At 61.8% G+C, this 21,788-nt stretch carries 21 protein-coding genes; 15 read left to right on the top strand and 6 right to left on the bottom strand.

Features of this window, described 5'->3' with window-relative positions; all coding sequences use genetic code 11:
• The first annotated feature begins 82 nt into the window (after positions 1–82).
• From lepA to tadA, 8 genes are all read left to right on the top strand, one after another.
• Positions 83–1,882 carry a translation elongation factor 4 gene (gene lepA, locus FJD34_RS04805; RefSeq protein ID WP_032859966.1) on the top strand — a complete coding sequence of 600 codons (1,800 nt, stop codon included), beginning with the start codon at positions 83–85 and terminating at the stop codon, positions 1,880–1,882.
• A 5-nt stretch (positions 1,883–1,887) separates the two neighbouring features.
• Positions 1,888–2,742 (top strand): signal peptidase I, encoded by an 855-nt coding sequence (gene lepB, locus FJD34_RS04810; RefSeq protein WP_032859965.1) that lies wholly within the window; start codon positions 1,888–1,890, stop codon positions 2,740–2,742.
• A gap of 154 nt (positions 2,743–2,896) precedes the next feature.
• Complete coding sequence (gene rnc / locus FJD34_RS04815) at positions 2,897–3,586, top strand: ribonuclease III (RefSeq protein ID WP_029297476.1); 690 nt, start codon at positions 2,897–2,899, stop codon at positions 3,584–3,586.
• A complete protein-coding gene (gene era, locus FJD34_RS04820; RefSeq protein ID WP_029297473.1) occupies positions 3,579–4,481 on the top strand; it encodes a GTPase Era in 903 nt (300 codons plus the stop codon). The genes rnc and era overlap by 8 nt, the downstream gene beginning before the upstream one ends.
• 188 nt (positions 4,482–4,669) lie before the next feature.
• Positions 4,670–5,359, top strand: a complete 690-nt coding sequence (gene recO / locus FJD34_RS04825; protein ID WP_090291945.1) for a DNA repair protein RecO — start codon at positions 4,670–4,672, stop codon at positions 5,357–5,359.
• A gap of 51 nt (positions 5,360–5,410) precedes the next feature.
• Positions 5,411–6,154: a pyridoxine 5'-phosphate synthase gene (gene pdxJ / locus FJD34_RS04830; RefSeq protein ID WP_032859963.1), complete on the top strand. Its 744-nt coding sequence runs from the start codon at positions 5,411–5,413 to the stop codon at positions 6,152–6,154.
• Positions 6,155–6,367: 213 nt separating this feature from the next.
• Positions 6,368–7,750 carry a multicopper oxidase family protein gene (locus tag FJD34_RS04840; RefSeq protein ID WP_065944169.1) on the top strand — a complete coding sequence of 461 codons (1,383 nt, stop codon included), beginning with the start codon at positions 6,368–6,370 and terminating at the stop codon, positions 7,748–7,750.
• The gene (tadA, locus tag FJD34_RS04845) at positions 7,750–8,241 is read left to right on the top strand and encodes a tRNA adenosine(34) deaminase TadA (RefSeq protein ID WP_032859961.1); all 492 of its coding nucleotides are present in this window, start codon (positions 7,750–7,752) and stop codon (positions 8,239–8,241) included. Before FJD34_RS04840 ends, tadA begins: the two co-directional genes overlap by 1 nt.
• Before the next feature lie 58 nt (positions 8,242–8,299).
• Here the strand turns inward: tadA and cmoB are convergent, their stop codons facing one another.
• The 6 genes from cmoB to FJD34_RS04875 form a co-directional block, all read right to left on the bottom strand.
• On the bottom strand, positions 8,300–9,256 hold the full coding sequence (gene cmoB / locus FJD34_RS04850; protein ID WP_032859960.1) for a tRNA 5-methoxyuridine(34)/uridine 5-oxyacetic acid(34) synthase CmoB: 957 nt from the start codon (positions 9,254–9,256) through the stop codon (positions 8,300–8,302).
• Complete coding sequence (gene cmoA, locus FJD34_RS04855) at positions 9,253–9,996, bottom strand: carboxy-S-adenosyl-L-methionine synthase CmoA (RefSeq protein ID WP_029297461.1); 744 nt, start codon at positions 9,994–9,996, stop codon at positions 9,253–9,255. The genes cmoB and cmoA overlap by 4 nt, the downstream gene beginning before the upstream one ends.
• Before the next feature lie 35 nt (positions 9,997–10,031).
• Positions 10,032–10,688 (bottom strand): lysoplasmalogenase, encoded by a 657-nt coding sequence (locus tag FJD34_RS04860; protein ID WP_032859959.1) that lies wholly within the window; start codon positions 10,686–10,688, stop codon positions 10,032–10,034.
• 1 nt (position 10,689) lies between these two features.
• The gene (locus tag FJD34_RS04865) at positions 10,690–11,082 is read right to left on the bottom strand and encodes a protease inhibitor I42 family protein (protein WP_032859958.1); all 393 of its coding nucleotides are present in this window, start codon (positions 11,080–11,082) and stop codon (positions 10,690–10,692) included.
• Positions 11,083–11,265: 183 nt separating this feature from the next.
• Positions 11,266–13,686, bottom strand: coding sequence for an endopeptidase La (lon, locus tag FJD34_RS04870; RefSeq protein WP_032859957.1), 2,421 nt, complete (start codon positions 13,684–13,686; stop codon positions 11,266–11,268).
• Positions 13,687–13,794: 108 nt separating this feature from the next.
• On the bottom strand, positions 13,795–14,784 hold the full coding sequence (locus FJD34_RS04875) for a GntR family transcriptional regulator (RefSeq protein ID WP_090291943.1): 990 nt from the start codon (positions 14,782–14,784) through the stop codon (positions 13,795–13,797).
• Between the two features lie 377 nt (positions 14,785–15,161).
• On the opposite strand from FJD34_RS04875, the gene FJD34_RS04880 reads away from it, so the two are divergent.
• From FJD34_RS04880 to FJD34_RS04910, 7 genes are all read left to right on the top strand, one after another.
• Positions 15,162–16,040, top strand: a complete 879-nt coding sequence (locus FJD34_RS04880; protein ID WP_032859955.1) for a polysaccharide deacetylase family protein — start codon at positions 15,162–15,164, stop codon at positions 16,038–16,040.
• Positions 16,041–16,199: 159 nt separating this feature from the next.
• The gene (locus tag FJD34_RS04885) at positions 16,200–17,540 is read left to right on the top strand and encodes an MFS transporter (RefSeq protein ID WP_032859954.1); all 1,341 of its coding nucleotides are present in this window, start codon (positions 16,200–16,202) and stop codon (positions 17,538–17,540) included.
• Positions 17,541–17,551: 11 nt separating this feature from the next.
• Positions 17,552–18,313, top strand: a complete 762-nt coding sequence (locus FJD34_RS04890; protein ID WP_065944167.1) for an SDR family NAD(P)-dependent oxidoreductase — start codon at positions 17,552–17,554, stop codon at positions 18,311–18,313.
• Positions 18,314–18,355: 42 nt separating this feature from the next.
• Positions 18,356–19,105, top strand: coding sequence for an SDR family NAD(P)-dependent oxidoreductase (locus FJD34_RS04895; RefSeq protein ID WP_032859952.1), 750 nt, complete (start codon positions 18,356–18,358; stop codon positions 19,103–19,105).
• A gap of 13 nt (positions 19,106–19,118) precedes the next feature.
• On the top strand, positions 19,119–19,427 hold the full coding sequence (locus FJD34_RS04900) for a hypothetical protein (RefSeq protein ID WP_032859951.1): 309 nt from the start codon (positions 19,119–19,121) through the stop codon (positions 19,425–19,427).
• A 15-nt stretch (positions 19,428–19,442) separates the two neighbouring features.
• Positions 19,443–20,423, top strand: coding sequence for a CobW family GTP-binding protein (locus FJD34_RS04905; RefSeq protein WP_032860153.1), 981 nt, complete (start codon positions 19,443–19,445; stop codon positions 20,421–20,423).
• Positions 20,420–21,619, top strand: coding sequence for an ABC transporter substrate-binding protein (locus FJD34_RS04910; protein ID WP_032859950.1), 1,200 nt, complete (start codon positions 20,420–20,422; stop codon positions 21,617–21,619). The genes FJD34_RS04905 and FJD34_RS04910 overlap by 4 nt, the downstream gene beginning before the upstream one ends.
• Positions 21,620–21,788: the final 169 nt, after the last annotated feature.

Raw genomic sequence — 21,788 nt, forward strand, 5'->3', positions numbered from 1 at the left:
GACGTCTGGCCCGAGCATCAGGTACAATTCCCGGCTATTTTTCAGCGGGCAATCTGCCTGCAGCCTTTTTGAGTGTTGATCCGTGAGTGATTTGAGTCATATCCGCAATTTCTCCATCATCGCCCACATTGACCATGGTAAGTCGACGCTGGCCGATCGATTCATCCAGATGTGCGGCGGCCTTGCCGAGCGTGAAATGGAAGCCCAGGTCCTGGACTCCATGGACCTCGAACGCGAGCGCGGGATCACCATCAAGGCCCACAGCGTTACCCTGTACTACACCGCCAAAGACGGTATCAAGTACCAGCTGAACTTCATTGATACCCCGGGCCACGTCGACTTCACCTACGAAGTCAGCCGTTCCCTGGCGGCCTGTGAAGGTGCGCTGCTGGTGGTGGACGCGGGTCAGGGCGTAGAAGCCCAGTCCGTGGCCAACTGCTACACCGCTATCGAGCAGGGCCTGGAAGTCATGCCGGTGCTGAACAAGATCGACCTGCCACAGGCTGATCCGGACCGCGTGAAAGAAGAAATCGAAAAAATCATCGGCATTGACGCCACCGACGCCGTCGAGTGCAGCGCCAAGACCGGCCTGGGTGTCGACGAAGTGCTCGAACGCCTGGTCAAGACCATTCCCGCACCAACCGGCAACTACGAAGATCCGCTGCAAGCGTTGATCATCGACTCCTGGTTCGACAATTATCTGGGCGTTGTGTCCCTGGTACGTGTGCGCCATGGCCGGGTGAAGAAGGGCGACAAGATCCTGGTCAAGTCCACCGGCAAGATCCATCTGGTGGACAGCGTCGGTGTATTCAACCCCAAGCACACCGCTACCACTGATCTGAAAGCCGGTGAAGTAGGCTTTATCATCGCCGGTATCAAGGACATCCACGGTGCACCGGTCGGTGACACCCTGACGCTCAGCTCCACGCCGGACGTCGATGTGCTGCCAGGCTTCAAGCGCATCCAGCCACAGGTCTACGCCGGCCTGTTCCCGGTCAGCTCCGACGACTTCGAGGATTTCCGCGAAGCCCTGCAAAAGCTGACCCTCAACGACTCGTCGTTGCAGTACACCCCGGAAAGCTCCGACGCCCTGGGCTTTGGCTTTCGCTGCGGGTTCCTGGGCATGCTGCACATGGAAATCATCCAGGAGCGCCTGGAGCGCGAGTACGACCTGGACCTGATCACCACCGCGCCAACGGTTATTTTTGAGCTGTTGCTCAAAACCGGTGAAACGATTTACGTCGACAACCCGTCCAAGCTGCCGGATCTGTCGTCCATCGAAGACATGCGCGAACCGATCGTGCGGGCCAATATTCTTGTGCCGCAAGAGCACCTGGGTAACGTCATTACCCTGTGTATCGAAAAGCGTGGCGTGCAGCACGACATGCTGTTCCTCGGTACCCAGGTACAAGTGACCTATGATTTGCCGATGAACGAAGTGGTCCTGGACTTCTTTGACCGCCTCAAATCCACCAGTCGCGGCTATGCTTCGCTGGATTACCATTTTGACCGCTACCAATCGGCCAACCTGGTGAAGCTCGATGTATTGATCAACGGTGACAAGGTTGATGCCCTGGCGCTCATCGTCCACAAGGACAATGCGCACTACAAGGGTCGCCAACTGACCGAGAAGATGAAAGAACTGATTCCGCGCCAGATGTTCGACGTCGCGATCCAGGCCGCCATTGGCGGGCAGATCATTGCGCGGACCTCCGTCAAGGCACTCAGAAAGAACGTACTGGCCAAATGCTATGGCGGCGACGTCAGCCGTAAGCGCAAGCTGCTTGAGAAGCAAAAGGCCGGTAAAAAACGCATGAAGCAAGTGGGCAACGTGGAAATTCCACAAGAAGCCTTCCTTGCGGTGCTCAGGTTGGATAGTTAGGTCCTATGTCACTAAATTTCCCGCTGTTGCTGGTCATCGCCGTTGCCGTCTGTGGTCTCTTGGCGCTGCTCGATCTGCTGTTCTTCGCCCCGCGTCGTCGGGCGGCCATCGCGTCCTATCAGGGCAGCGTCAGCCAGCCCGATGGCGTGGTGATCGAGAAGCTCAACAAAGAGCCCTTGCTGGTTGAATACGGCAAGTCGTTCTTCCCGGTGTTGTTCATCGTGCTGGTGCTGCGCTCGTTTCTGGTGGAGCCGTTCCAGATCCCTTCGGGGTCGATGAAGCCAACCCTGGATGTCGGCGACTTCATCCTGGTGAACAAGTTTTCGTACGGGATCCGCTTGCCGGTGATCGACAAGAAAATCATCGAGGTGGGTGATCCGCAGCGCGGCGATGTGATGGTGTTCCGCTACCCAAGCGACCCGAACGTCAACTACATCAAGCGGGTGGTTGGCCTGCCGGGTGACGTGATTCGCTACACCAGCGACAAGCGCCTGTTCGTCAATGGCGAGTCGGTGGCCGAGAAACTCATCGGCTCCGAGCCGAACACCCTGGGCAGCGCCGAGCTGTACGAGGAAAAACTCGGGGCGGTAGAGCACCAGATCCGCAAGGAAATGAGCCGCTACCGTTCGCCGCCCGACAACCAGTGGACAGTGCCTGCCGGGCATTACTTCATGATGGGCGACAACCGCGACAACTCCAATGACAGCCGCTACTGGGATGATCCAAGCATTCCCAAGGAGCTGCTGGGCATGGTTCCCGACCAGAACATCGTCGGCAAGGCCTTCGCGGTCTGGATGAGCTGGCCGGAACCCAAACTCAGCCACCTGCCGAACTTCTCGCGGGTGGGGCTGATCAAGTAATCCATGCGGCGCTGTGAACACAGCGCCGAATGCTTTTCTGGGGCTTGGACATTGGTCCGGCTTCGAGCAATACGCAGCATTGCCAGGATTTGAATTTGAACACAGCGTTAATCGTCGATGGCCTTTGCCGCCACGTACTGAAAGTAGGTAAACCGTGAGCGTTTCTTTGAGTCGTCTTGAGCGTCAGCTCGGCTACACCTTCAAGGACCAGGAATTGATGGTCCTTGCCCTCACACACCGCAGTTTTGCCGGGCGCAACAATGAACGCCTGGAATTCCTCGGTGATGCCATCCTTAACTTCGCCGCTGGCGAAGCCCTGTTCAACCGCTTCCCCCTGGCCCGTGAAGGCCAGCTGTCGCGCCTGCGCGCGCGCCTGGTGAAGGGCGAGACCCTGGCCGTACTGGCCCGTGGTTTTGACCTGGGCGAATACCTGCGCCTGGGTTCCGGTGAGTTGAAGAGCGGCGGTTTCCGTCGCGAGTCGATCCTGGCCGATGCCCTGGAAGCCCTGATCGGTGCGATCTACCTGGATGCCGGGATGGAAGTGGCCAAGGAGCGGGTCATGGCCTGGCTGGCGTCGGAAATCGACAGCCTGACCCTGGTGGATACCAACAAGGATCCCAAGACCCGCCTGCAGGAATTCTTGCAGTCGCGCGGCTGCGAACTGCCACGCTACGAAGTGGTGGATATCCAGGGTGAACCGCACTGCCGTGTGTTCTTCGTCGAATGCGAAGTCACCTTATTGAACGAAAAAAGCCGAGGTCAGGGTGTGAGCCGTCGTATTGCCGAACAGGTAGCGGCCGCTGCAGCACTGATTGCCCTGGGCGTGGAGAATGGCCATGACTGATTCAACCGCAACACGCTGTGGCTATGTTGCCATCGTCGGCCGTCCCAACGTGGGCAAGTCCACGCTGCTGAACCATATCCTGGGGCAGAAGCTGGCGATCACCTCGCGCAAGCCGCAGACCACTCGCCACAACATGCTGGGCATCAAGACCGAAGGCAACGTGCAAGCGGTCTACGTCGACACCCCGGGCATGCACAAAGGCGGCGAGAAAGCGCTGAACCGCTACATGAACAAGACCGCTTCGGCCGCGTTGAAAGACGTCGACGTGGTGATCTTCGTGGTCGACCGCACCAAGTGGACCGATGAAGACCAGATGGTGCTGGAGCGTGTGCAGTACGTCACCGGGCCGTTGATCGTCGCGTTGAACAAGACCGACCGCATCGAAGACAAAGCCGAACTGATGCCGCACCTGAGCTGGTTGCAGGAACAACTGCCGAATGCCCAGATCATGCCGATCTCGGCCCAGCACGGGCACAACCTCGAAGCCCTGGAGCGCGTGATCGCAGGCTACCTGCCGGAGAACGAGCACTTCTTCCCGGAAGACCAGATCACCGACCGCAGCAGCCGATTCCTTGCCGCCGAGCTGGTACGCGAGAAAATCATGCGCCAGATGGGCGCCGAGTTGCCGTACCAGATCACCGTCGAAATCGAAGAGTTCAAGCAGCAGGGCAAGACCCTGCATATCCATGCGCTGATCCTCGTCGAACGTGACGGCCAGAAGAAAATCATCATTGGCGACAAGGGCGAACGCATCAAGCGCATCGGCACCGAAGCGCGCAAGGACATGGAGTTGCTGTTCGATTCCAAGATCATGCTTAACCTGTGGGTGAAGGTTAAGGGTGGCTGGTCCGATGACGAGCGTGCGCTGCGCTCCCTGGGCTACGGCGACCTGTAATCAGTCTCCAGTAACACCGCAGGACAAAATGTGGGAGCGGGCTTGTGTGGGAGCTGGCTTGCCTGCGATAGCATCGCTTCGGTCTACTTGATACATCGAGGCGTCTGCATCGCAGGCAAGCCAGCTCCCACACAAGCCCGCTCCCACATTGGTTTATCGCTGTTCTTAAGTTCTGCGAAGAGACATTTATGTCCCAATCCCCACCCCCCAGCCAACCCGCCTACGTCCTGCACAGCCGCGCCTACCGCGAGACCAGCGCCCTGGTGGATTTCCTCACGCCTCAAGGCCGCCTGCGCGCGGTGTTGCGCAGCGCGCGGGGCAAGGCGGGGACGCTGGCACGGCCATTCGTGGCGCTGGACGTGGAGTTTCGCGGCAAGGGTGAGTTGAAAAACGTCGGGCGCCTGGAAAGCATCGGCACCTCGGCCTGGCTCAATGGCGAGGCGCTGTTCAGCGGGCTCTACCTCAACGAGCTGCTGATCCGCCTGCTGCCCGCCGAAGACCCGCACCCTGCGGTCTTCGATCACTACGCCGCCACCTTGTTGGCCCTGGCCGAAGGCCGCCCACTGGAGCCGCTGCTGCGCGCCTTCGAATGGCGCCTGCTCGACGACCTGGGCTACGGCTTCGAACTCAACAACGACTTGCACGGCGAGCCCATCGCGGCCGATGGCATGTACCGCCTGCAAGTGGACGCCGGCCTGGAGCGCGTCTATCTGCTGCAACCCGGTCTGTTCCAGGGCGCCGAGTTATTGGCCATGGCCGAGGCCGACTGGAGTGCCCCCGGTGCCCTGTCGGCTGCCAAGCGCCTGATGCGCCAGGCCCTGGCCGTGCATTTGGGCGGTCGGCCGTTGGTCAGTCGCGAGTTGTTTCGAAAGCCCTGACATCCCCGTGTATGCTGTGCGCCGATTCTTTCCCTTTTCAGGAGCGCTTCCGTGACCACCAGCAATCGCATTCTTCTTGGCGTCAACATCGACCACGTTGCTACCCTGCGCCAGGCCCGGGGCACCCGTTACCCTGATCCGGTCAAGGCCGCACTGGACGCCGAAGAAGCAGGCGCCGACGGGATCACCGTGCACCTGCGCGAAGACCGCCGGCACATCCAGGAGCGCGATGTGCTGGTGCTCAAGGACGTGCTGCAAACCCGCATGAACTTCGAAATGGGCATCACCGAAGAAATGATGGCCTTCGCCGAGCGCATCCGCCCGGCGCATATCTGCCTGGTCCCGGAAACCCGTCAGGAACTGACCACCGAAGGCGGCCTGGACGTGGCCGGCCAGGAAGCGCGGATCAAGGCGGCGGTCGAGCGCCTGTCGCAGATTGGCAGTGAAGTTTCGCTGTTTATCGACGCCGATGAGCGGCAGATCGAAGCCTCGCGCCGCGTGGGAGCGCCGGCCATCGAGTTGCATACCGGCCGCTACGCCGATGCCACCACCCCGACCGAGGTCGCCGACGAACTGCAACGCATCATCGACGGTGTGGCCTGCGGCTTGCGCGAGGGCCTGATCGTCAACGCCGGCCATGGCCTGCACTACCACAACGTCGAAGCCGTGGCGGCGATCAAGGGCATCAACGAACTGAACATCGGCCACGCGCTGGTCGCCCATGCGCTGTTCGTCGGTTTCAAAGGTGCGGTTGCCGAGATGAAAGCGCTGATCCTGGCCGCCGCCAAGCACTGACCGTCGATCAACCTGTAGGAGCGAGCTTGCTCGCGAAGGTCGTCAACGATGACGCGGGGAGTCTGGTTCCCCGCGCTGTTCTCAGGTTTTTCGCGAGCAAGCTCGCTCCTACGGGTTTCATGCGGCAATGCGAAGCCTTACTGTTTAGCCTGCGGGGGTGTATCGTATTTGCCCTTTGCGGGCCTTGCGCCCGCGCAGATACGTGAGGTTGTTGTGTCCCGATCCTTTTCCCGTCGACAAATCCTTGGTGGCCTCGCCGGCCTGGCAGTGGTGGGCGTCGGTGCCGGTGGCGCCTATCGCTACTGGCTGGGGAAAGTCGCGGACGCCAGCGCCGGGCGCGATTACGAGCTGATCGCCGCGCCCCTGGATGTGGAACTGGTGCCAGGGCACACAACCCAGGCCTGGGCATTCGGCCCATCGGCACCGGGTACCGAGTTGCGTGTGCGCCAGGGTGAGTGGCTGCGGGTGCGTTTTATAAACCACCTGCCGGTTGCCACCACCATCCACTGGCACGGCATCCGCCTGCCCCTGGAAATGGACGGCGTGCCGTACGTTTCGCAATTACCGGTGTTGCCCGGCGAGTATTTCGACTACCAATTCCGCGTGCCGGATGCCGGCAGCTACTGGTATCACCCCCATGTGAGCAGCAGCGAAGAACTGGGCCGGGGCCTGGTCGGCCCGTTGATTGTCGAAGAGCGCGAGCCCACCGGCTTCAAGCATGAGCGCACCCTGAGCCTGAAAAACTGGCATATCGACGAGCAGGGTGAGTTTGTCGAATTCAGCATCCCCCGCGAAGCAGCCCGTGGCGGTACGGCTGGACGGCTGTCGACCATCAACGGTGTACCGCAGGCGGTCATCGACCTGCCGGCCGGGCAAATCACCCGTGTGCGCCTGCTCAACCTCGACAACACGCTGACCTATCGCCTGAATATCCCCAATGTTGAAGCGCAGATCTATGCGCTGGATGGCAACCCCATCGAGCCACGGCCGTTGGGCAAGGACTATTGGCTGGGCCCGGGCATGCGCATTTGCCTGGCGATCAAGGCTCCGCCGGCCGGCGAAGAACTGTCGATCCGCAATGGCCCGGTGCGCCTGGGTACCTTCCGCTCGGTGGCCAATACGGATGCGCCCGGTGAGTGGCCGCCCGCCTTGCCGGCCAACCCGATTGCCGAGCCGGACCTGGCCAATGCCGAAAAGCTCAACTTCAATTTCGAATGGGTGGGCTCGGTCTCGGTCAACGTCGAGAACGGCAAACCGCCAAGCCTGTGGCAGATCAACGGCCAGGCCTGGGACATCACCGACAAGACCTGCGCCGACCGCCCGATTGCCAAGCTGGAACTGGGCAAGAGCTATATTTTTGAATTGAAAAACATGACCCAGTACCAGCACCCGATCCACCTGCATGGCATGAGCTTCAAGGTGATCGCTTCGAACCGCCACAAGGTCACGCCGTATTTCACCGACACCTACTTGCTGGGCAAGAACGAACGCGCCCGCGTGGCGTTGGTGGCGGATAACCCTGGGGTGTGGATGTTCCATTGCCATGTGATCGACCATATGGAAACCGGCCTGATGGCCGCCATCGAGGTGGCGTGATGCGCCAGATTCGCCCGACGGCGATTATCGACCGCAGCCGCGATCAGGACTTCATGCGCGAGGCCCTGGCCCTCGCGGCCCAAGGCGCGGCCCTCGGTGAAGTGCCGGTGGGCGCGGTGTTGGTGCAGGACGGTGAAATCATCGGCCGCGGCTTCAATTGCCCGATCAGCGGCAGCGACCCGAGCGCCCACGCCGAAATGGTCGCCATCCGCGCCGCCGCCCAGGCCATCAGCAACTACCGCCTGCCGGGCAGTACGCTGTATGTGACCCTGGAACCGTGCAGCATGTGCGCCGGGCTGATCGTGCATTCGCGCATCGCCCGGGTGGTGTACGGCGCACTGGAGCCCAAGGCCGGGATTGTGCAAAGCCAGGGGCAGTTCTTTACCCAGGGCTTTTTGAATCATCGGGTGTTGTATGAAGGCGGGGTGCTGGCCGAGGAGTGTGGGGCGGTGTTGAGTGAGTTCTTCAAGGCGCGCCGGGCTAAACCCTGACCTCATGTAAAAACCCAATCAATGTAGGAGCCGGCTTGCCGGCTCCTACAGGGATGGGTTATTTCTTGGCGATGATCACCGCCCGCATCGGCGCCGGCAGCCCTTCAATCGTCTTGCTGTGATCCTCAGGGTCGAGGAAATCACTCAGCGACTGATACTTCATCCACTCCGTCCCGCGTTGTTCCTCGACCGTGGTCACGCTGACATCCACGCAACGTACATCGCTGAAACCCGCACGGCGTAGCCACAACATCAGTGCCGGTACGGATGGCAGAAACCACACGTTGCGCATCTGCGCATAGCGGTCTTCCGGCACCAGCACCTGCTGCTGGTCACCCTCGATCACCAAGGTTTCCAGTACCAGTTCGCCACCCTTGACCAGGCAATCCTTGAGTGCCAGCAAGTGCTCGATCGGCGAGCGGCGGTGGTAGAACACGCCCATGGAGAACACGGTGTCGAAACCTTCCATGTTCGGCGGCAGGTCTTCGAACGGGAAGGGCAGGTGCCAGGCGTTGGGCGCCGACAAGTAGCGCTGTACCGCCTGGAACTGGCAGAAAAACAGCCAATTGGGATCGACGCCAATCACGCTGTCGGCACCGGCGCCGAGCATGCGCCACATGTAATAGCCGTTGCCACAGCCGACATCGAGGATGCGCTTGCCTTTGAGATTCAGGTGCGGCGCGACCCGTGACCATTTCCAGTCCGAGCGCCATTCGGTGTCCACATGCACCCCGAACAGGTTGAACGGCCCCTTGCGCCACGGGCTCAGGCCCATCAGCGCGGCATGCATCTGCGTGCGGGTTGCGTCATCGCAATCGGTGTCGAGGGTCAGGCCGTTCAGCAGGTCGATTTCGCTGGGCAGGATCTTGGGCAATGCGTCCAACGCACTTTGCCAGCGCGCGAGGTCGCCATGGCCCTTTTCCATTTTTGCATCGAGTTGCGCTTGCACGCCTTGGGCCCAAACGGCCAGGGGAGTGCCGACCAGATGGCGGGCGAGGGGAGACAGATCAATCATGGCAAGGCAATCAACGAGGCAAAGTTAAGACACTGGAACCACGGCACGACTTTCGAGAACCCGGCCGCCAGCAGGCGCTCGCGGTGTTCTTCGAGGCTGTCGGGCTTCATGACGTTTTCGATGGCGCTGCGCTTCTGGGCGATTTCCAGCTCGCTGTAGCCGTTGGCGCGCTTGAACGCCACATGCAGGTCGGTGAGCAGCGCATGCTCTTGGGGATCATTGAAGCGCAGTTTTTCCGAGAGAATCAGCGCGCCACCCGGCAGCAGCGCCTGGCGAATCCGCCCAAGCAATGCCAGGCGCTCTTCAGGGGCGATAAATTGCAGGGTGAAATTCAGCGCCACCACTGAGGCCGGCTGGAACTGCAGGGCGAGGATATCGCCGTCGATCACCTCCACCGGCAACAGCTCCTGGAACATCGAGTCCTGGCCGTTGAGGTATTCGCGGCAGCGCTCGACCATCGCCGCCGAGTTATCCACAGCGATCACCCGGCAACCGTCGGTGCGCACGTGGCGGCGCAGGGCCTGGGTCACCGCGCCGAGGGACGAGCCCAGGTCATACAGCACGCTATTGGGCTGGGCAAACTGCGCGGCGAGCACACCGAGGTTCTCGACAATGGTCGGGTAGCCGGGCACCGAGCGCTTGATCATGTCCGGGAATACCCGCACCACGTCCTCGTTAAAGGCGAAGTCCGGCACCTGGGGCAAGGGCTGGGCGAATAGGCGATCGGGTTCTTTGCTCACGGCTGTTCCGGCGACAAGGGGAAAAGGCCGGTATTTTAGCCAACTTGCTCCTTGGATGCGCGGGTTGTCTGATGGAACGCCGACGCGGTGATCCCCCATTGCCCCAGCCAGTAGGTAATGATCAGCAAATACGGCGCAGCATCAAAGGTCACCACAAAGCGGTTGATCCCGATCAGCGTGTCGGAAAACACAAACAACGCCGCGCCAATGGCCGCCAGTTGTGCCGAGCGCTTGGGCACATCGCTGCCCAACCGGGCCAACGCACGCCAGAGCATGGCGCTGATCACCAGCGCATACACCACCACCGGAATCAGCAAGTCGCCCAGGCCATGGGAAATCAGGATGCTCAGCAAGATCGCGCCCACCACCAGCGCCAGTATCAAGGCCGGCAGCGCTGCACGGCGGCAGTCGCTGAAATAGGCCTTGAGGTACGCCAGGTGCGCAAACAGAAACGCACCGAGGCCAAAGATAAACAGGTCGCCGGGCCAGGCCAGCAACACATCGCCCACCAGGGAAAAAATCAACCCGAGGCTGATCCAGCGTCGATAGTCGCTGGGTGGCGCATCATGCAGCCAGCCCAACATCGCCAGTACCGGCAGCGGCTTGACCAACAGGCAAAGCAAGGTGGCGTGCGTGCTCAGGCCGTAGATAAAGGTACCCGCACCCATCAACGCAAGAATCATCCATGGCATATCAGTTCACCGTAATGGCGCAGTCAAAGGTGTCCACCGGATTCACTTCCGGGGCCCAGGGTTGTTGGGAGGTCAGGCGTAGGCGGCCGCTACCGGCGGTAAACGCCTGGAAACGCCAGGTCGATTGCCCGGCGGCCCCGACCACGCCGGCATCCTCGGGATTGCTGTAGACCTCGGGACTCAGGCTGCGCAGCACGCCGCCAGCCGAATCCTGGATCGCCCAGCGGTAGCCGGTGGTGGGGTTGCTGGGCAAGGTCAGGATCAGGTTTTGCCCGGTCTTGAGCACCAGCGGGCAGGCGCTCTGTTTTTCCACGGTGACGTTTTGCTTCGGTGCACTGGCGCAAGCCGCGAGCAGGGCGAGGCTTAACGGAAGAAGCAGGCGGGCAGCGGTCATGAAAGCTCCGTTGATTGACGACGAAGAGCGAGCATAACCGAAGATGAGACAAGGTGTTACAGCAGGGGGGGTATGTTGGCCGTGCTGGCCCTATCGCGGGCAAGCCCGCTCCTACAGTTGGAATGCGTACCCTGTAGGAGCGGGCTTGCCCGCGATGAGGCCAGTGCAGGCGCTACAGATCTATCAGAACAACACCTTCGCCACATCCGCAAAGCGCTTGGCAAAGTGCACCGTCATCCCTTCCTTCAGGTATTCCGGCAACTCTTCAAAGCTCCCGCGATTAGGCTCCGGCAGGATCAGTTCATGAATCTTCTGGCGCCGTGCCGCAATCACTTTCTCACGCACGCCGCCAATCGGTAGCACATGCCCGGTCAGGGTCAGTTCACCGGTCATGGCCACGCCTTTTTTCGGCGGCTGGTTGCGTGCCAGCGACAGCAGGGCACTGGCCATGGTCACCCCGGCACTCGGGCCGTCCTTGGGTGTGGCGCCTTCCGGTACGTGCAGGTGGACGAAGGCTTCATCGAAGAACTTCGGATCACCGCCAAACGACTTCAGGTTGGAGCTGATGTAGCTGTAGGCGATTTCGGCGGATTCCTTCATCACTTCGCCCAACTGCCCGGTGAGTTTGAAGCCGCGATTGAGCGTGTGGATGCGCGTCGCTTCGATCGGCAAGGTCGCGCCGCCCATGCTGGTCCAGGCCAGGCCGGTGATGACGCCGGTGCCCGACAGCACTTGCTCGTTGCGAAACACCGGCATGCCCAGGGAACCTTCCAGGTCCTTGTTGCCGATCTTGATCACCGAGTCCGGCTCGTCCAGCAGCTTGACCACGGCTTTGCGCACCAGCTTGCCCAGCTGTTTCTCCAACTGGCGCACCCCGGCTTCGCGGGCGTAGCCATCAATCAGGGCGCGCAGGGCGCCGTCGGTGATGCTCAGGCTGTTCTTGGTCACACCGGCCTTTTCCAACTGTTTGGGCCACAGGTGACGCTTGGCGATGGCGACTTTCTCTTCAGTGATATAGCCCGACAGGCGAATCACTTCCATCCGGTCCAGCAGGGGGCCGGGGATTGAGTCCAGGGTGTTGGCGGTACACACGAACAGCACTTTGGACAGGTCCAGGCGCAGGTCCAGGTAGTGATCGAGGAACTCGACGTTCTGCTCCGGGTCGAGGGTTTCCAGCAGCGCCGAGGCCGGGTCGCCCTGGAAGCTCTGGCCCATCTTGTCGATCTCGTCGAGCATGATCACCGGGTTCATCACCTCCACATCTTTAAGCGCCTGCACCAGCTTGCCCGGCAGGGCGCCGATGTAGGTGCGGCGATGGCCCTTGATCTCGGCCTCGTCGCGCATGCCGCCGACGCTGAAGCGGTAGAACGGCCGGCCCAGGGACTCGGCAATGGATTTGCCGACGCTGGTCTTGCCCACGCCCGGCGGGCCCACCAGCAGTACGATGGAGCCGGCGACTTCGCCTTTATAGGCGCCGACGGCGAGGAATTCGAGGATACGGCTCTTGATGTCATCCAGGCCGGCGTGGTGTTTGTCCAGGACCTTGCGTGCGTGCTTGAGGTCGAGTTTGTCCTCGCCATACACACCCCACGGCACCGAGGTGGCCCAGTCCAGGTAATTGCGCGTGACCGCGTATTCCGGCGAGCCGGTTTCCAGGATCGACAGTTTGTTCAGTTCTTCATCGATGCGTTTCTGCGCCTGGGCCGGCAGCACCTTGCCTTCCAGGCGTTGCTCGAACTGCTCGACGTCGGCGCTGCGATCGTCCTTGGTCAGCCCCAGCTCCTGCTGGATCACCTTGAGCTGTTCCTTGAGGAAGAACTCGCGCTGGTGCTCGCCGATCTTGCGGTTAACTTCGGCGGAGATTTCCTTTTGCAGGCGCGCGACTTCCACCTCTTTGCGCAGCATCGGCAACACTTTCTCCATGCGCTTGAGCATGGGCACGCAGTCCAGCACTTCCTGCAACTCGTTACCCGTGGCCGAGGTCAGCGCGGCGGCGAAGTCGGTCAGGGGCGATGGGTCGTTGGGGCTGAAGCGGTTGAGGTAGTTCTTCAGCTCTTCGCTGTACAGCGGGTTGAGCGGCAGCAGTTCCTTGATCGCATTGATCAGCGCCATGCCGTAGGCCTTGACCTCGTCGGTCGGCTCGCTGGGCTGGTGCGGGTATTCGACTTCCACCAGGTACGGTGGGCGATGGTGCTTGAGCCAGGTCTTGATCCGCACACGGGTCAGGCCCTGGGCGACGAATTGCAGCTTGCCGTTTTCGCGGCTGGCGTGATGGACCTTCACCAGGGTGCCGTACAGCGGCAGGGCGGAGGTATCGAAATGCCGTGGGTCTTCAGGTGGCGTGTCCATGAAGAACAGGGCCAGGGAGTGATGGTCGGATTTGCTTACCAGCTCCAGGGTCTCGGCCCAGGGCTCTTCATTGACGATCACCGGCAATACTTGCGCCGGGAAGAACGGCCGGTTGTGGATCGGGATGATATAGACCTTGTCCGGCAGGTTCTGCCCAGGCAGGGCGAGGCCGGTGTTGGACGACGGAGCTTGGGCGTTTTCGGGGTCGGCGTAGTCGTTGAGGTCGATATCGGGGAATTCTTGCTGGTCGCTCATGGGGCACCTGCATAGTGAAGTATGCAGGTTAGATGGGGCAGGTGAGCGGTGGTTTCAATGGCGCAGCGTGGTTAGCAACAAATTGCATGATATTAACCAACCTGTAGGTCAGCTGATTTTGTGCAGGTAGGTGGGCAATGGTTGCTCCGGCAGCACCGACAACACTTTCAGCCGCTGCAACATGCGCTGGCGTGCCCGCTGCAAATGCTCGCGCAGGTTCAGCGCCGCCGCATCGAAGGCCCCGTGCAGCAGCAGTTCCAGGATCAGCCGGTGTTCGGCGAGCATCGCCGGGTCTGCGCCGATCCCCAGCAAACGGTAGAAGATCCGGCTGATGATCATCGGGCTCTGGCCCTGGCGGATCAGCGCGGCGATCTTGCGGTTCTGCAGGCCCGCCAGGCAGTGCTGGTGCAGGTCGGCTTCGAGTTGTTCGATGTCTTCAAGGCTGCAGTGGGCGCTGTTTTGCGCCTCGATCACCCGCTGCAACATGGCTTCGAGCACCTCGCGGGCCAGGCCCGGCGCGCTCTGGCGCAAGGCTTCCGGCTCCAGGCAGGCGCGTAGTTCGTAGTCTTCAGTGACTTCCCGGGCGGTCAGCGGGCCTGCCAGCCATTGCGAGTACGGCTCCTTTTCCACCAGGCCGCGGTCGCGCAGGCGCATCAAGGCTTCACGCACCACCGCGCGACTGACGCCGTAGTGATCGGCGGCGGCCTGTTCATCGAGGCGGTAGTGGCCGAAGGCAATGCAGGTGGACAGCGCCGCGCCGATTTCCTCGACGATGCGTTCACCCAGGGGGCGGGTGTCCACCAGTTCATCTTCGCCGTTCAGGCCCAGGTGCGCATGGCTCAGGGGCAGGCGCAGCGGCTCCAGGTCCAGGCCTTCGGGGTTGATCAGGTAACCCCGGCCATCGAAACGGCAGATCAACCCTTCTGTGTGCAGCAGGTCCAGCGCCTTGCGCACCGGCACGCGGCTGGTGCCGAACAGTTCGGCCAGCGGCGCCTCCAGCAGGACCAGCCCGTGGCGCGCGGTGCCGCTGACGATCGCATCACGCAACAACTGGTGAATCATCGCGTAGCGGGAGGCCGAGGCGGACACTGCTTTCATTGCTTTCTCTGAGGCATGTAGGACGGTGGCCGGGGATTCTCTCATAGATGCGCCTGTCACTCTGCGCCACATCGGCGGCACTTTTTTGGGGCCTGGAATGTTGGGGTGTTACCTTTCTGCACCAAAATGTATTTATTAATAAAAGATACATTATTTCATTGAAGGCCTATCGCGGATGCGGTGCAAGATTTTTTCCCCGGACTCAACACCATCTATCCCGTAGGTCTTGGCCAGGTCGTCCGATCCTGGGCTTGAGTGCGCAGACAGGCTGGCACGAAATCTGCCTTTGTTAAATGTACATTTTATTAATATGTACGTTTTTGTGGTGGGCCGCCCTGGCCGTTGAAGCCGCAATCAACCTTGAAGGGAGATACCCCATGGCTAAAGACATCCTCTGTGCATTTGGCGTCGACGTCGACGCGGTCGCCGGCTGGCTCGGTTCCTATGGCGGCGAAGACTCCCCGGACGATATTTCCCGTGGCCTGTTCGCCGGTGAAGTCGGCGCGCCGCGCCTGCTCAAGTTGTTCGAGCGCTATGGCCTGCGCACCACCTGGTTTATCCCGGGTCACTCGATGGAAACCTTTCCTGAGCAGATGAAGGCCGTGGCCGATGCCGGCCACGAAATAGGTGTGCATGGCTACAGCCATGAAAACCCCATTGCCATGACGGCCGAGCAGGAAGAAATCGTCCTCGACAAGTCCATCGAACTGATCACCCAGGTCACTGGCAAGCGCCCCACCGGCTACGTCGCGCCCTGGTGGGAGTTCAGCAAGGTCACCAATGAGTTGCTGCTGAAAAAAGGCATCAAGTACGACCACAGCCTGATGCACAACGACTTCCATCCCTACTACGTGCGCAAGGGCGATACCTGGACCAAGATCGACTACAGCCAGCACCCCGATACCTGGATGAAACCCCTGGTGCGCGGCGAAGAAACCGACCTGGTGGAGATCCCGGCCAACTGGTACCTCGACGACCTGCCGCCAATGATGTTCATCAAGAAAGCGCCCAATAGCCATGGCTTCGTCAACCCGCGCCATCTGGAAGAAATGTGGCGCGACCAGTTCGACTGGGTCTACCGCGAGCACGAGCACGCGGTGTTCACCATGACCATCCACCCCGACGTGTCCGGTCGCCCGCAAGTGCTGTTGATGCTTGAACGCTTGATCGAACACATCCAGGGCCATGCCGGTGTGCGCTTCGTCACCTTCGACGAGATCGCCGACGACTTTATCCGCCGCCAACCCCGTACCTGACCTGGCCCCCCTGTAGGCGCGAGCTTGCTCGCGAAAATCGCTGACGATGACGCGGGCATCCTGGATGTACGCGGCGCACTTGGGTTTTTCGCGAGCAAGCTCGCTCCTACAGGGGGCCCCATGCGTACCTGACCCTTTGCCCCCATCGAGGCGCGATCCATGTCTATCTATAACAAGCTCGACCTGACTGGCTGGAAACCCCGGCAACTGACGTCCAAGGAGGTGCGTTTCGCCACCTGGATTGCGTTTTTTGCCTGGGTGTTTGCGGTGTATGACTTCATCCTGTTCGGCACGTTGCTGCCGGAAATCGGCCGGCATTTCGGCTGGGGTGAGGTGGAGCAAGCCGAGATTGCGACCTGGGTGGCGGTGGGGACTGCCGTGGTGGCGCTGGCCATCGGCCCGCTGGTGGACAAGCTGGGACGGCGCACCGGGATTATCTTCACCGTCGCCGGCTCCGCCGTGTGCTCGGCCCTGACGGCCATTGGCGGCGCGTGGGGCAAGTCACCGTTGATCTTTATCCGTTCCCTGGGTGGCCTGGGCTATGCCGAGGAAACGGTCAACGCTACCTATTTGAGCGAGCTGTACGCCGCTTCCGACGACCCGAAACTGGCCAAGCGCCGTGGCTTTATCTACAGCCTGGTACAAGGCGGCTGGCCGGTGGGCGCGCTGATCGCTGCGGGCCTGACTGCGCTGCTGTTGCCGATCATCGGCTGGCAGGGCTGCTTCATCTTCGCGGCCATCCCGGCCATCGTGATTGCGATCATGGCGCGCAAGCTCAAGGAGAGCCCGCAGTTCCAGATCCACCAGCGCATCACCCAACTGCGTAAAAGCGGCGCGGTGAGCGAGGCGCAGAACGTCGCCCTGACCTACGGCGTGGACTACGATGAACACAGCAAGGCCGGCCTCAAGGCGGCCTTCCGTGGTCCGGCACGCCGGGCGACCCTGGTGATCGGCGCGGCGATCCTGCTCAACTGGGCGGCGATCCAGGTGTTCAGCGTGCTTGGCACCTCGGTGATCATCAGCGTGCACCACATCTCGTTCGAGAACTCGCTGATCATCCTTGTGCTGTCCAACCTGGTGGGCTACTGCGGCTACCTGACCCACGGCTGGCTGGGCGACAAGATCGGTCGGCGCAACGTGATCGGCCTGGGCTGGATGCTTGGCGGCCTGGCGTTCGCCGGCATGCTGTATGGGCCGAGCAATATGCCCATGGTGGTCGGGCTGTACAGCCTGGGCCTGTTCTTCCTGATCGGCCCGTACTCGGCGGCGCTGTTTTTCATCAGTGAAAGTTTCCCTACCAGCATCCGTGCCACCGGCGGCGCGATCATCCATGCCATGGGCCCGATTGGCGCCGTGGTCGCCGGTTTTGGCGCGACCCAGGTGTTGTCTGCCGGCAGTGATTGGCAGACCGCCGCCCTGTATTTCGGTGCGCTGCCGTGCTTCCTCTCCGGCGCGCTGATGTTTGCCGCACGCCACGTGCGTCCGGAAACTGTCCAGTAAGGAGTGTATTGATGAGCCGTAAAGTTGCCTTGATTACCGGTGCCGCCAGCGGCATCGGCCAAGCCCTCGCCGTGGCCTATGCGCGCAGCGGCGTGGCGGTGGTGGGCGGGTATTACCCGGCCGATCCCCATGACCCGCAAATCACCGCAGACCTGGTGCAAGCGGCCGGTGGTGAATGCGTGATGTTGCCGCTGGACGTGGGGGATACCACCTCTGTGGATAACCTGGCGGCGCAGGCGATCCAGTATTTTGGCCGCCTCGACTATGCGGTGGCCAACGCCGGCCTGTTGCGCCGCGCGCCATTGCTGGAGATGACCGACGCGCTGTGGAACGAGATGCTCAACGTCGACCTGACGGGGGTGATGCGCACCTTCCGCGCGGCGACCCGGCAGATGAAAGAGGGTGGGGCGCTGGTGGCGATCTCGTCGATTGCCGGTGGCGTGTACGGCTGGCAGGAGCATGCGCATTACGCGGCGGCCAAGGCGGGCGTACCGGGTTTGTGTCGCTCGCTGGCGGTGGAGTTGGCGCCGCTGGGGATCCGTTGCAACGCCGTGATCCCGGGGTTGATCGAGACGCCGCAGTCGCTGGATGCAAAGAACTCCCTCGGCCCCGAAGGCCTGGCGAAAGCCGCGCGGGCGATCCCGCTGGGCCGGGTTGGGCGGGCGGATGAGGTGGCATCGCTGGTGCAGTTCTTGACCAGCGATGCCTCCAGCTACCTGACCGGGCAGAGCATCGTCATCGATGGCGGCCTGACCGTGCGCTGGCCCGATTAACCCTATGGGACGCTCACCCGTCTCAGGAACAGGAGAATCTATATGCCTCAACTCAGCAACCGCCGCGCCGTGATCACCGGTGCCGGCAGCGGTATCGGCGCTGCCATCGCCCGCGCCTACGCCATCGAAGGCGCACGCCTGCTGCTGGCCGACCGCGACGCCGCGAGCCTGGCCGAAACCGCCATCACCTGTCGCAACCTTGGTGCCGAGGTGTTTGAGTGCATCGCCGATGTCGGCACCGTCGAAGGCGCCCAGGCCAGTGTGGACAGTTGCGTCGCCCGTTTCGGCGGCATCGACATCCTGGTCAACAACGCCGGCATGCTGACCCAGGCGCGCTGTGTCGACCTGTCCATCGAGATGTGGAACGACATGCTGCGCGTGGACCTGACCAGCGTGTTTATCGCCAGCCAGCGCGCCTTGCCCCATATGCTCGCCCAGCGTTGGGGGCGGATTATCAACGTCGCTTCGCAACTGGGGATCAAGGGCGGCGCTGAACTCACCCACTACGCGGCGGCCAAGGCCGGGGTGATCGGTTTTACCAAATCCCTGGCCCTGGAAGTGGCCAAGGACAACGTACTGGTCAACGCCATCGCCCCCGGCCCGATTGAAACGCCGCTGGTGGGCGGCATCAGTGACACCTGGAAGCGCGCCAAGGCCGCCGAGTTGCCCCTGGGACGCTTCGGCCTGGCCGATGAAGTAGCGCCCACGGCGGTGCTGCTGGCCAGTGAGCCGGGTGGCAACCTGTTTGTTGGCCAGACACTGGGGCCGAACTCCGGCGATGTCATGCCATGAGCGGAGCTTAAGCATGTGCGGACTCTGTGGACTGCTGGGCGAAGACCTGCACTGGAGCGATCCTTTGGGCGACGAGCTGCCACGGCGCCGCGAACGCCTGCGCCGGATTGCCGCGATCAACCAGGTGCTGGCGGTGTTCCGGCTCAAGGTCGAAGACTTCCAGGGCGCCTCTTACCTGCTGCTCGGCGCCACCGGCAAGCAGGAACTGGCCAGCGGCCTGGATCAGCTATGGCGTGCCGCAGAAAGCATGCTGGGGCGCCCGCTGGATCCTCTGGACCCAACCTTGCTCAACCATCTGGAAGTTGCCCCGGACCGCCTTTGAATGTGGGGGATGAATATGAGTATTGCGCTGAATGTGATCACCGGCTTCCTCGGCAGCGGCAAGACCACCTTGCTCAAGCGCCTGTTGCAAGGCGAAAGCCTCGGTGACACGGCGCTGCTGATCAATGAATTTGGCGATGTCGGCATCGACCATCTCCTGGTCGAAGAAGTGGCGCCCGACACGGTATTGCTGCCCAGCGGTTGCATCTGCTGTTCCATCCGTGGCGAATTGAAAGACGCGCTACTGGGCCTGCTGCAACGCCGCGAACGTGGCGAAATCCCGGCTTTCAAGCGGGTGATCCTGGAAACCACCGGCCTGGCCGACCCGGCGCCGATCCTTGCCACCTTGAACAACGATGTGCAACTGCGCGGGCGTTTTCATATCGGCCTGGTGGTGACCCTGGTCGATGCCAGCCACGCCGCCCTGCAAGAGCGCCTGCACCCGGAGTGGCTGGCCCAGGTGGCGGCGGCCGATCGCTTGCTGTTGAGCAAGACCGACCTGGTGGATCACTGCGATGACTTGCGCCAACACCTGGCCGCGCTGAACGCCGGCACGCCGATCCTCAACACGGATGAGGTCCACAGTGGCGACCAATTGCTGCTGGGTGAAGGTCTGCGCAGCGCCACGCCAGCGCTGGAAGTGGGGCGCTGGAAATTGCATCAGGCAGCTTCCACACCCTCGACCCACGGCGCGGCGCAAGTGTGTTGCCTGACCTTCGACCAGCCCCTGGACTGGGTGGGCTTCGGGGTCTGGTTATCGATGCTGTTAAGATGCCACGGCGAACGCATTCTTCGCGTCAAAGGACTGCTCAACGTGAACGCCAGCTCAGCCCCCATCGTCATTCATGGCGTGCAGCATTGCCTGCATGCCCCGGTTCATTTGCCTGCATGGCCGGGCACGGAGCGTCAGTCGCGCCTGGTGTTTATCTTGCGCGGCCTTGACCCGGCGTTGCTGCGCCGCTCCTTTGATGTGTTCTGCCGCAGGTTCGCCCCATGATTACCCTAAGAGTGCTGGGCACCTCGGTGACCCTGTTGGAATGTTTGCGCGTGCGCGCCGAACAGGAGCTGGGCATTCGCCTGGTGTATCAGGTCCACGATGTCGAGCAGGCGCAGCGCATCGCGGTGATGCAGCCGGACAGCTATGACCTCTATGACCAGTGGTTTCACAACGTCGACTTTGTGTGGCCGGCACGGGCGATCCAGCCAATCGATACCCGGCGCATCGCCCTGTGGCACGAGATCAACGACCTGCCCAAGCGCGGGCGCCTGAGTGCTGATGATCGCCTGGGCGGCGGCAGCGTGCCCAGCGAACGCCTGTTCGTGCAGCACGATGGCAGCCTCGGCAGCACCGTCAGCGAGCGCATCAGCATGTTGCCCTTGACCCACAACGCCGACAGCTTTGCCTATCGTCCCGAGCGCTTGCCCGAGGGCTTTTGCCGCAGCAATGAAAGCTGGGGCTGGCTTTTGGACCCGGCCTGGAGCGCACGCACCGCGCTGCAAAGCGACGCGGCCATCGGCGCCCTGGATGCGGCGCTGGCGGTGCAGGGCGCGGGGCTGGCCGACTTCAATGACATCGGCAATATGAGCATCGAAGAGATCGATGTGCTGGCCGACATTCTTGTGCGCAAGCAGAAGGAAGGCCATTTCGCCGCGTTCTGGTCCGACGATGAGGAAGCGGCGCAATTGATGCTCAGCCCCAGCATCGATATCCAGAGCCTGTGGTCGCCGACCTTGATGCGCCTGCATCGGGCCGGGGTCAAATACCGTCTGGCTGTGCCCCGCGAAGGCTATCGCGCCTGGTTCGGCGGCCTGTCGCTGTCGCGCCATGCCAAAGGCCCGGTGCTGGACGCGGCCTATGCCTACCTCAACTGGTGGCTGTCGGGTTGGCCCGGTGCGGTGATGGCCCGCCAGGGTTACTACATCGGCAACCCGGCGCGCAGCCGCGACCACCTGAGCAGCGCCGAGTGGGACTACTGGTACGCAGGAAAACCCGCCCGCGAAGAGTTGCTGGGCAGCGATGGCCTGCCACTGATCGACGTCGGCGAAGTCCGCGATGGCGGCTCCTACGAGCAGCGCATGGGGCATATTGCGGTGTGGAATTCGGTGATGGACGAGCACAACTACCTGGTGCGCCGCTGGGGCGATTTCATGCGGGCCCGCTGCCGTTTAGGCGGTGATTTGTCGTCAAAATAATGTCATCGAACCGCCCGCATTTATTAGGTTTTACTTCTGCCCGGCGAAGACTAATCTGGATGTCCAAATGCCCTGAATGAAAGGGCATTTTTTTGACGCAGGGTTTGTAGTCGCGAGGGATGCGTATGACAAAAGGACGCTTGAGCTGGGGTGGGCGAACGCTGCCGGA

Source organism: Pseudomonas brenneri (assembly GCF_007858285.1).
GTDB classification, from domain to species: domain Bacteria; phylum Pseudomonadota; class Gammaproteobacteria; order Pseudomonadales; family Pseudomonadaceae; genus Aquipseudomonas; species Aquipseudomonas brenneri.

Excerpts from the sequence above, each read along its gene's own strand:
- FJD34_RS04895 (WP_032859952.1), top strand. The coding sequence starts at position 18,356 with ATGCCTCAACTCAGCAACCGCCGCGCCGTGATCACCGGTGCCGGCAGC.
- FJD34_RS04885 (WP_032859954.1), top strand. The coding sequence starts at position 16,200 with ATGTCTATCTATAACAAGCTCGACCTGACTGGCTGGAAACCCCGGCAA.
- FJD34_RS04860 (WP_032859959.1), bottom strand. The coding sequence starts at position 10,688 with ATGCCATGGATGATTCTTGCGTTGATGGGTGCGGGTACCTTTATCTAC.
- FJD34_RS04865 (WP_032859958.1), bottom strand. The coding sequence starts at position 11,082 with ATGACCGCTGCCCGCCTGCTTCTTCCGTTAAGCCTCGCCCTGCTCGCG.
- era (WP_029297473.1), top strand. The coding sequence starts at position 3,579 with ATGACTGATTCAACCGCAACACGCTGTGGCTATGTTGCCATCGTCGGC.
- tadA (WP_032859961.1), top strand. The coding sequence starts at position 7,750 with ATGCGCCAGATTCGCCCGACGGCGATTATCGACCGCAGCCGCGATCAG.
- FJD34_RS04905 (WP_032860153.1), top strand. The coding sequence starts at position 19,443 with ATGAGTATTGCGCTGAATGTGATCACCGGCTTCCTCGGCAGCGGCAAG.
- cmoB (WP_032859960.1), bottom strand. The coding sequence starts at position 9,256 with ATGATTGATCTGTCTCCCCTCGCCCGCCATCTGGTCGGCACTCCCCTG.
- FJD34_RS04890 (WP_065944167.1), top strand. The coding sequence starts at position 17,552 with ATGAGCCGTAAAGTTGCCTTGATTACCGGTGCCGCCAGCGGCATCGGC.
- recO (WP_090291945.1), top strand. The coding sequence starts at position 4,670 with ATGTCCCAATCCCCACCCCCCAGCCAACCCGCCTACGTCCTGCACAGC.
- lepB (WP_032859965.1), top strand. The coding sequence starts at position 1,888 with ATGTCACTAAATTTCCCGCTGTTGCTGGTCATCGCCGTTGCCGTCTGT.
- FJD34_RS04900 (WP_032859951.1), top strand. The coding sequence starts at position 19,119 with ATGTGCGGACTCTGTGGACTGCTGGGCGAAGACCTGCACTGGAGCGAT.
- lon (WP_032859957.1), bottom strand. The coding sequence starts at position 13,686 with ATGAGCGACCAGCAAGAATTCCCCGATATCGACCTCAACGACTACGCC.
- FJD34_RS04880 (WP_032859955.1), top strand. The coding sequence starts at position 15,162 with ATGGCTAAAGACATCCTCTGTGCATTTGGCGTCGACGTCGACGCGGTC.
- FJD34_RS04910 (WP_032859950.1), top strand. The coding sequence starts at position 20,420 with ATGATTACCCTAAGAGTGCTGGGCACCTCGGTGACCCTGTTGGAATGT.
- FJD34_RS04875 (WP_090291943.1), bottom strand. The coding sequence starts at position 14,784 with ATGAAAGCAGTGTCCGCCTCGGCCTCCCGCTACGCGATGATTCACCAG.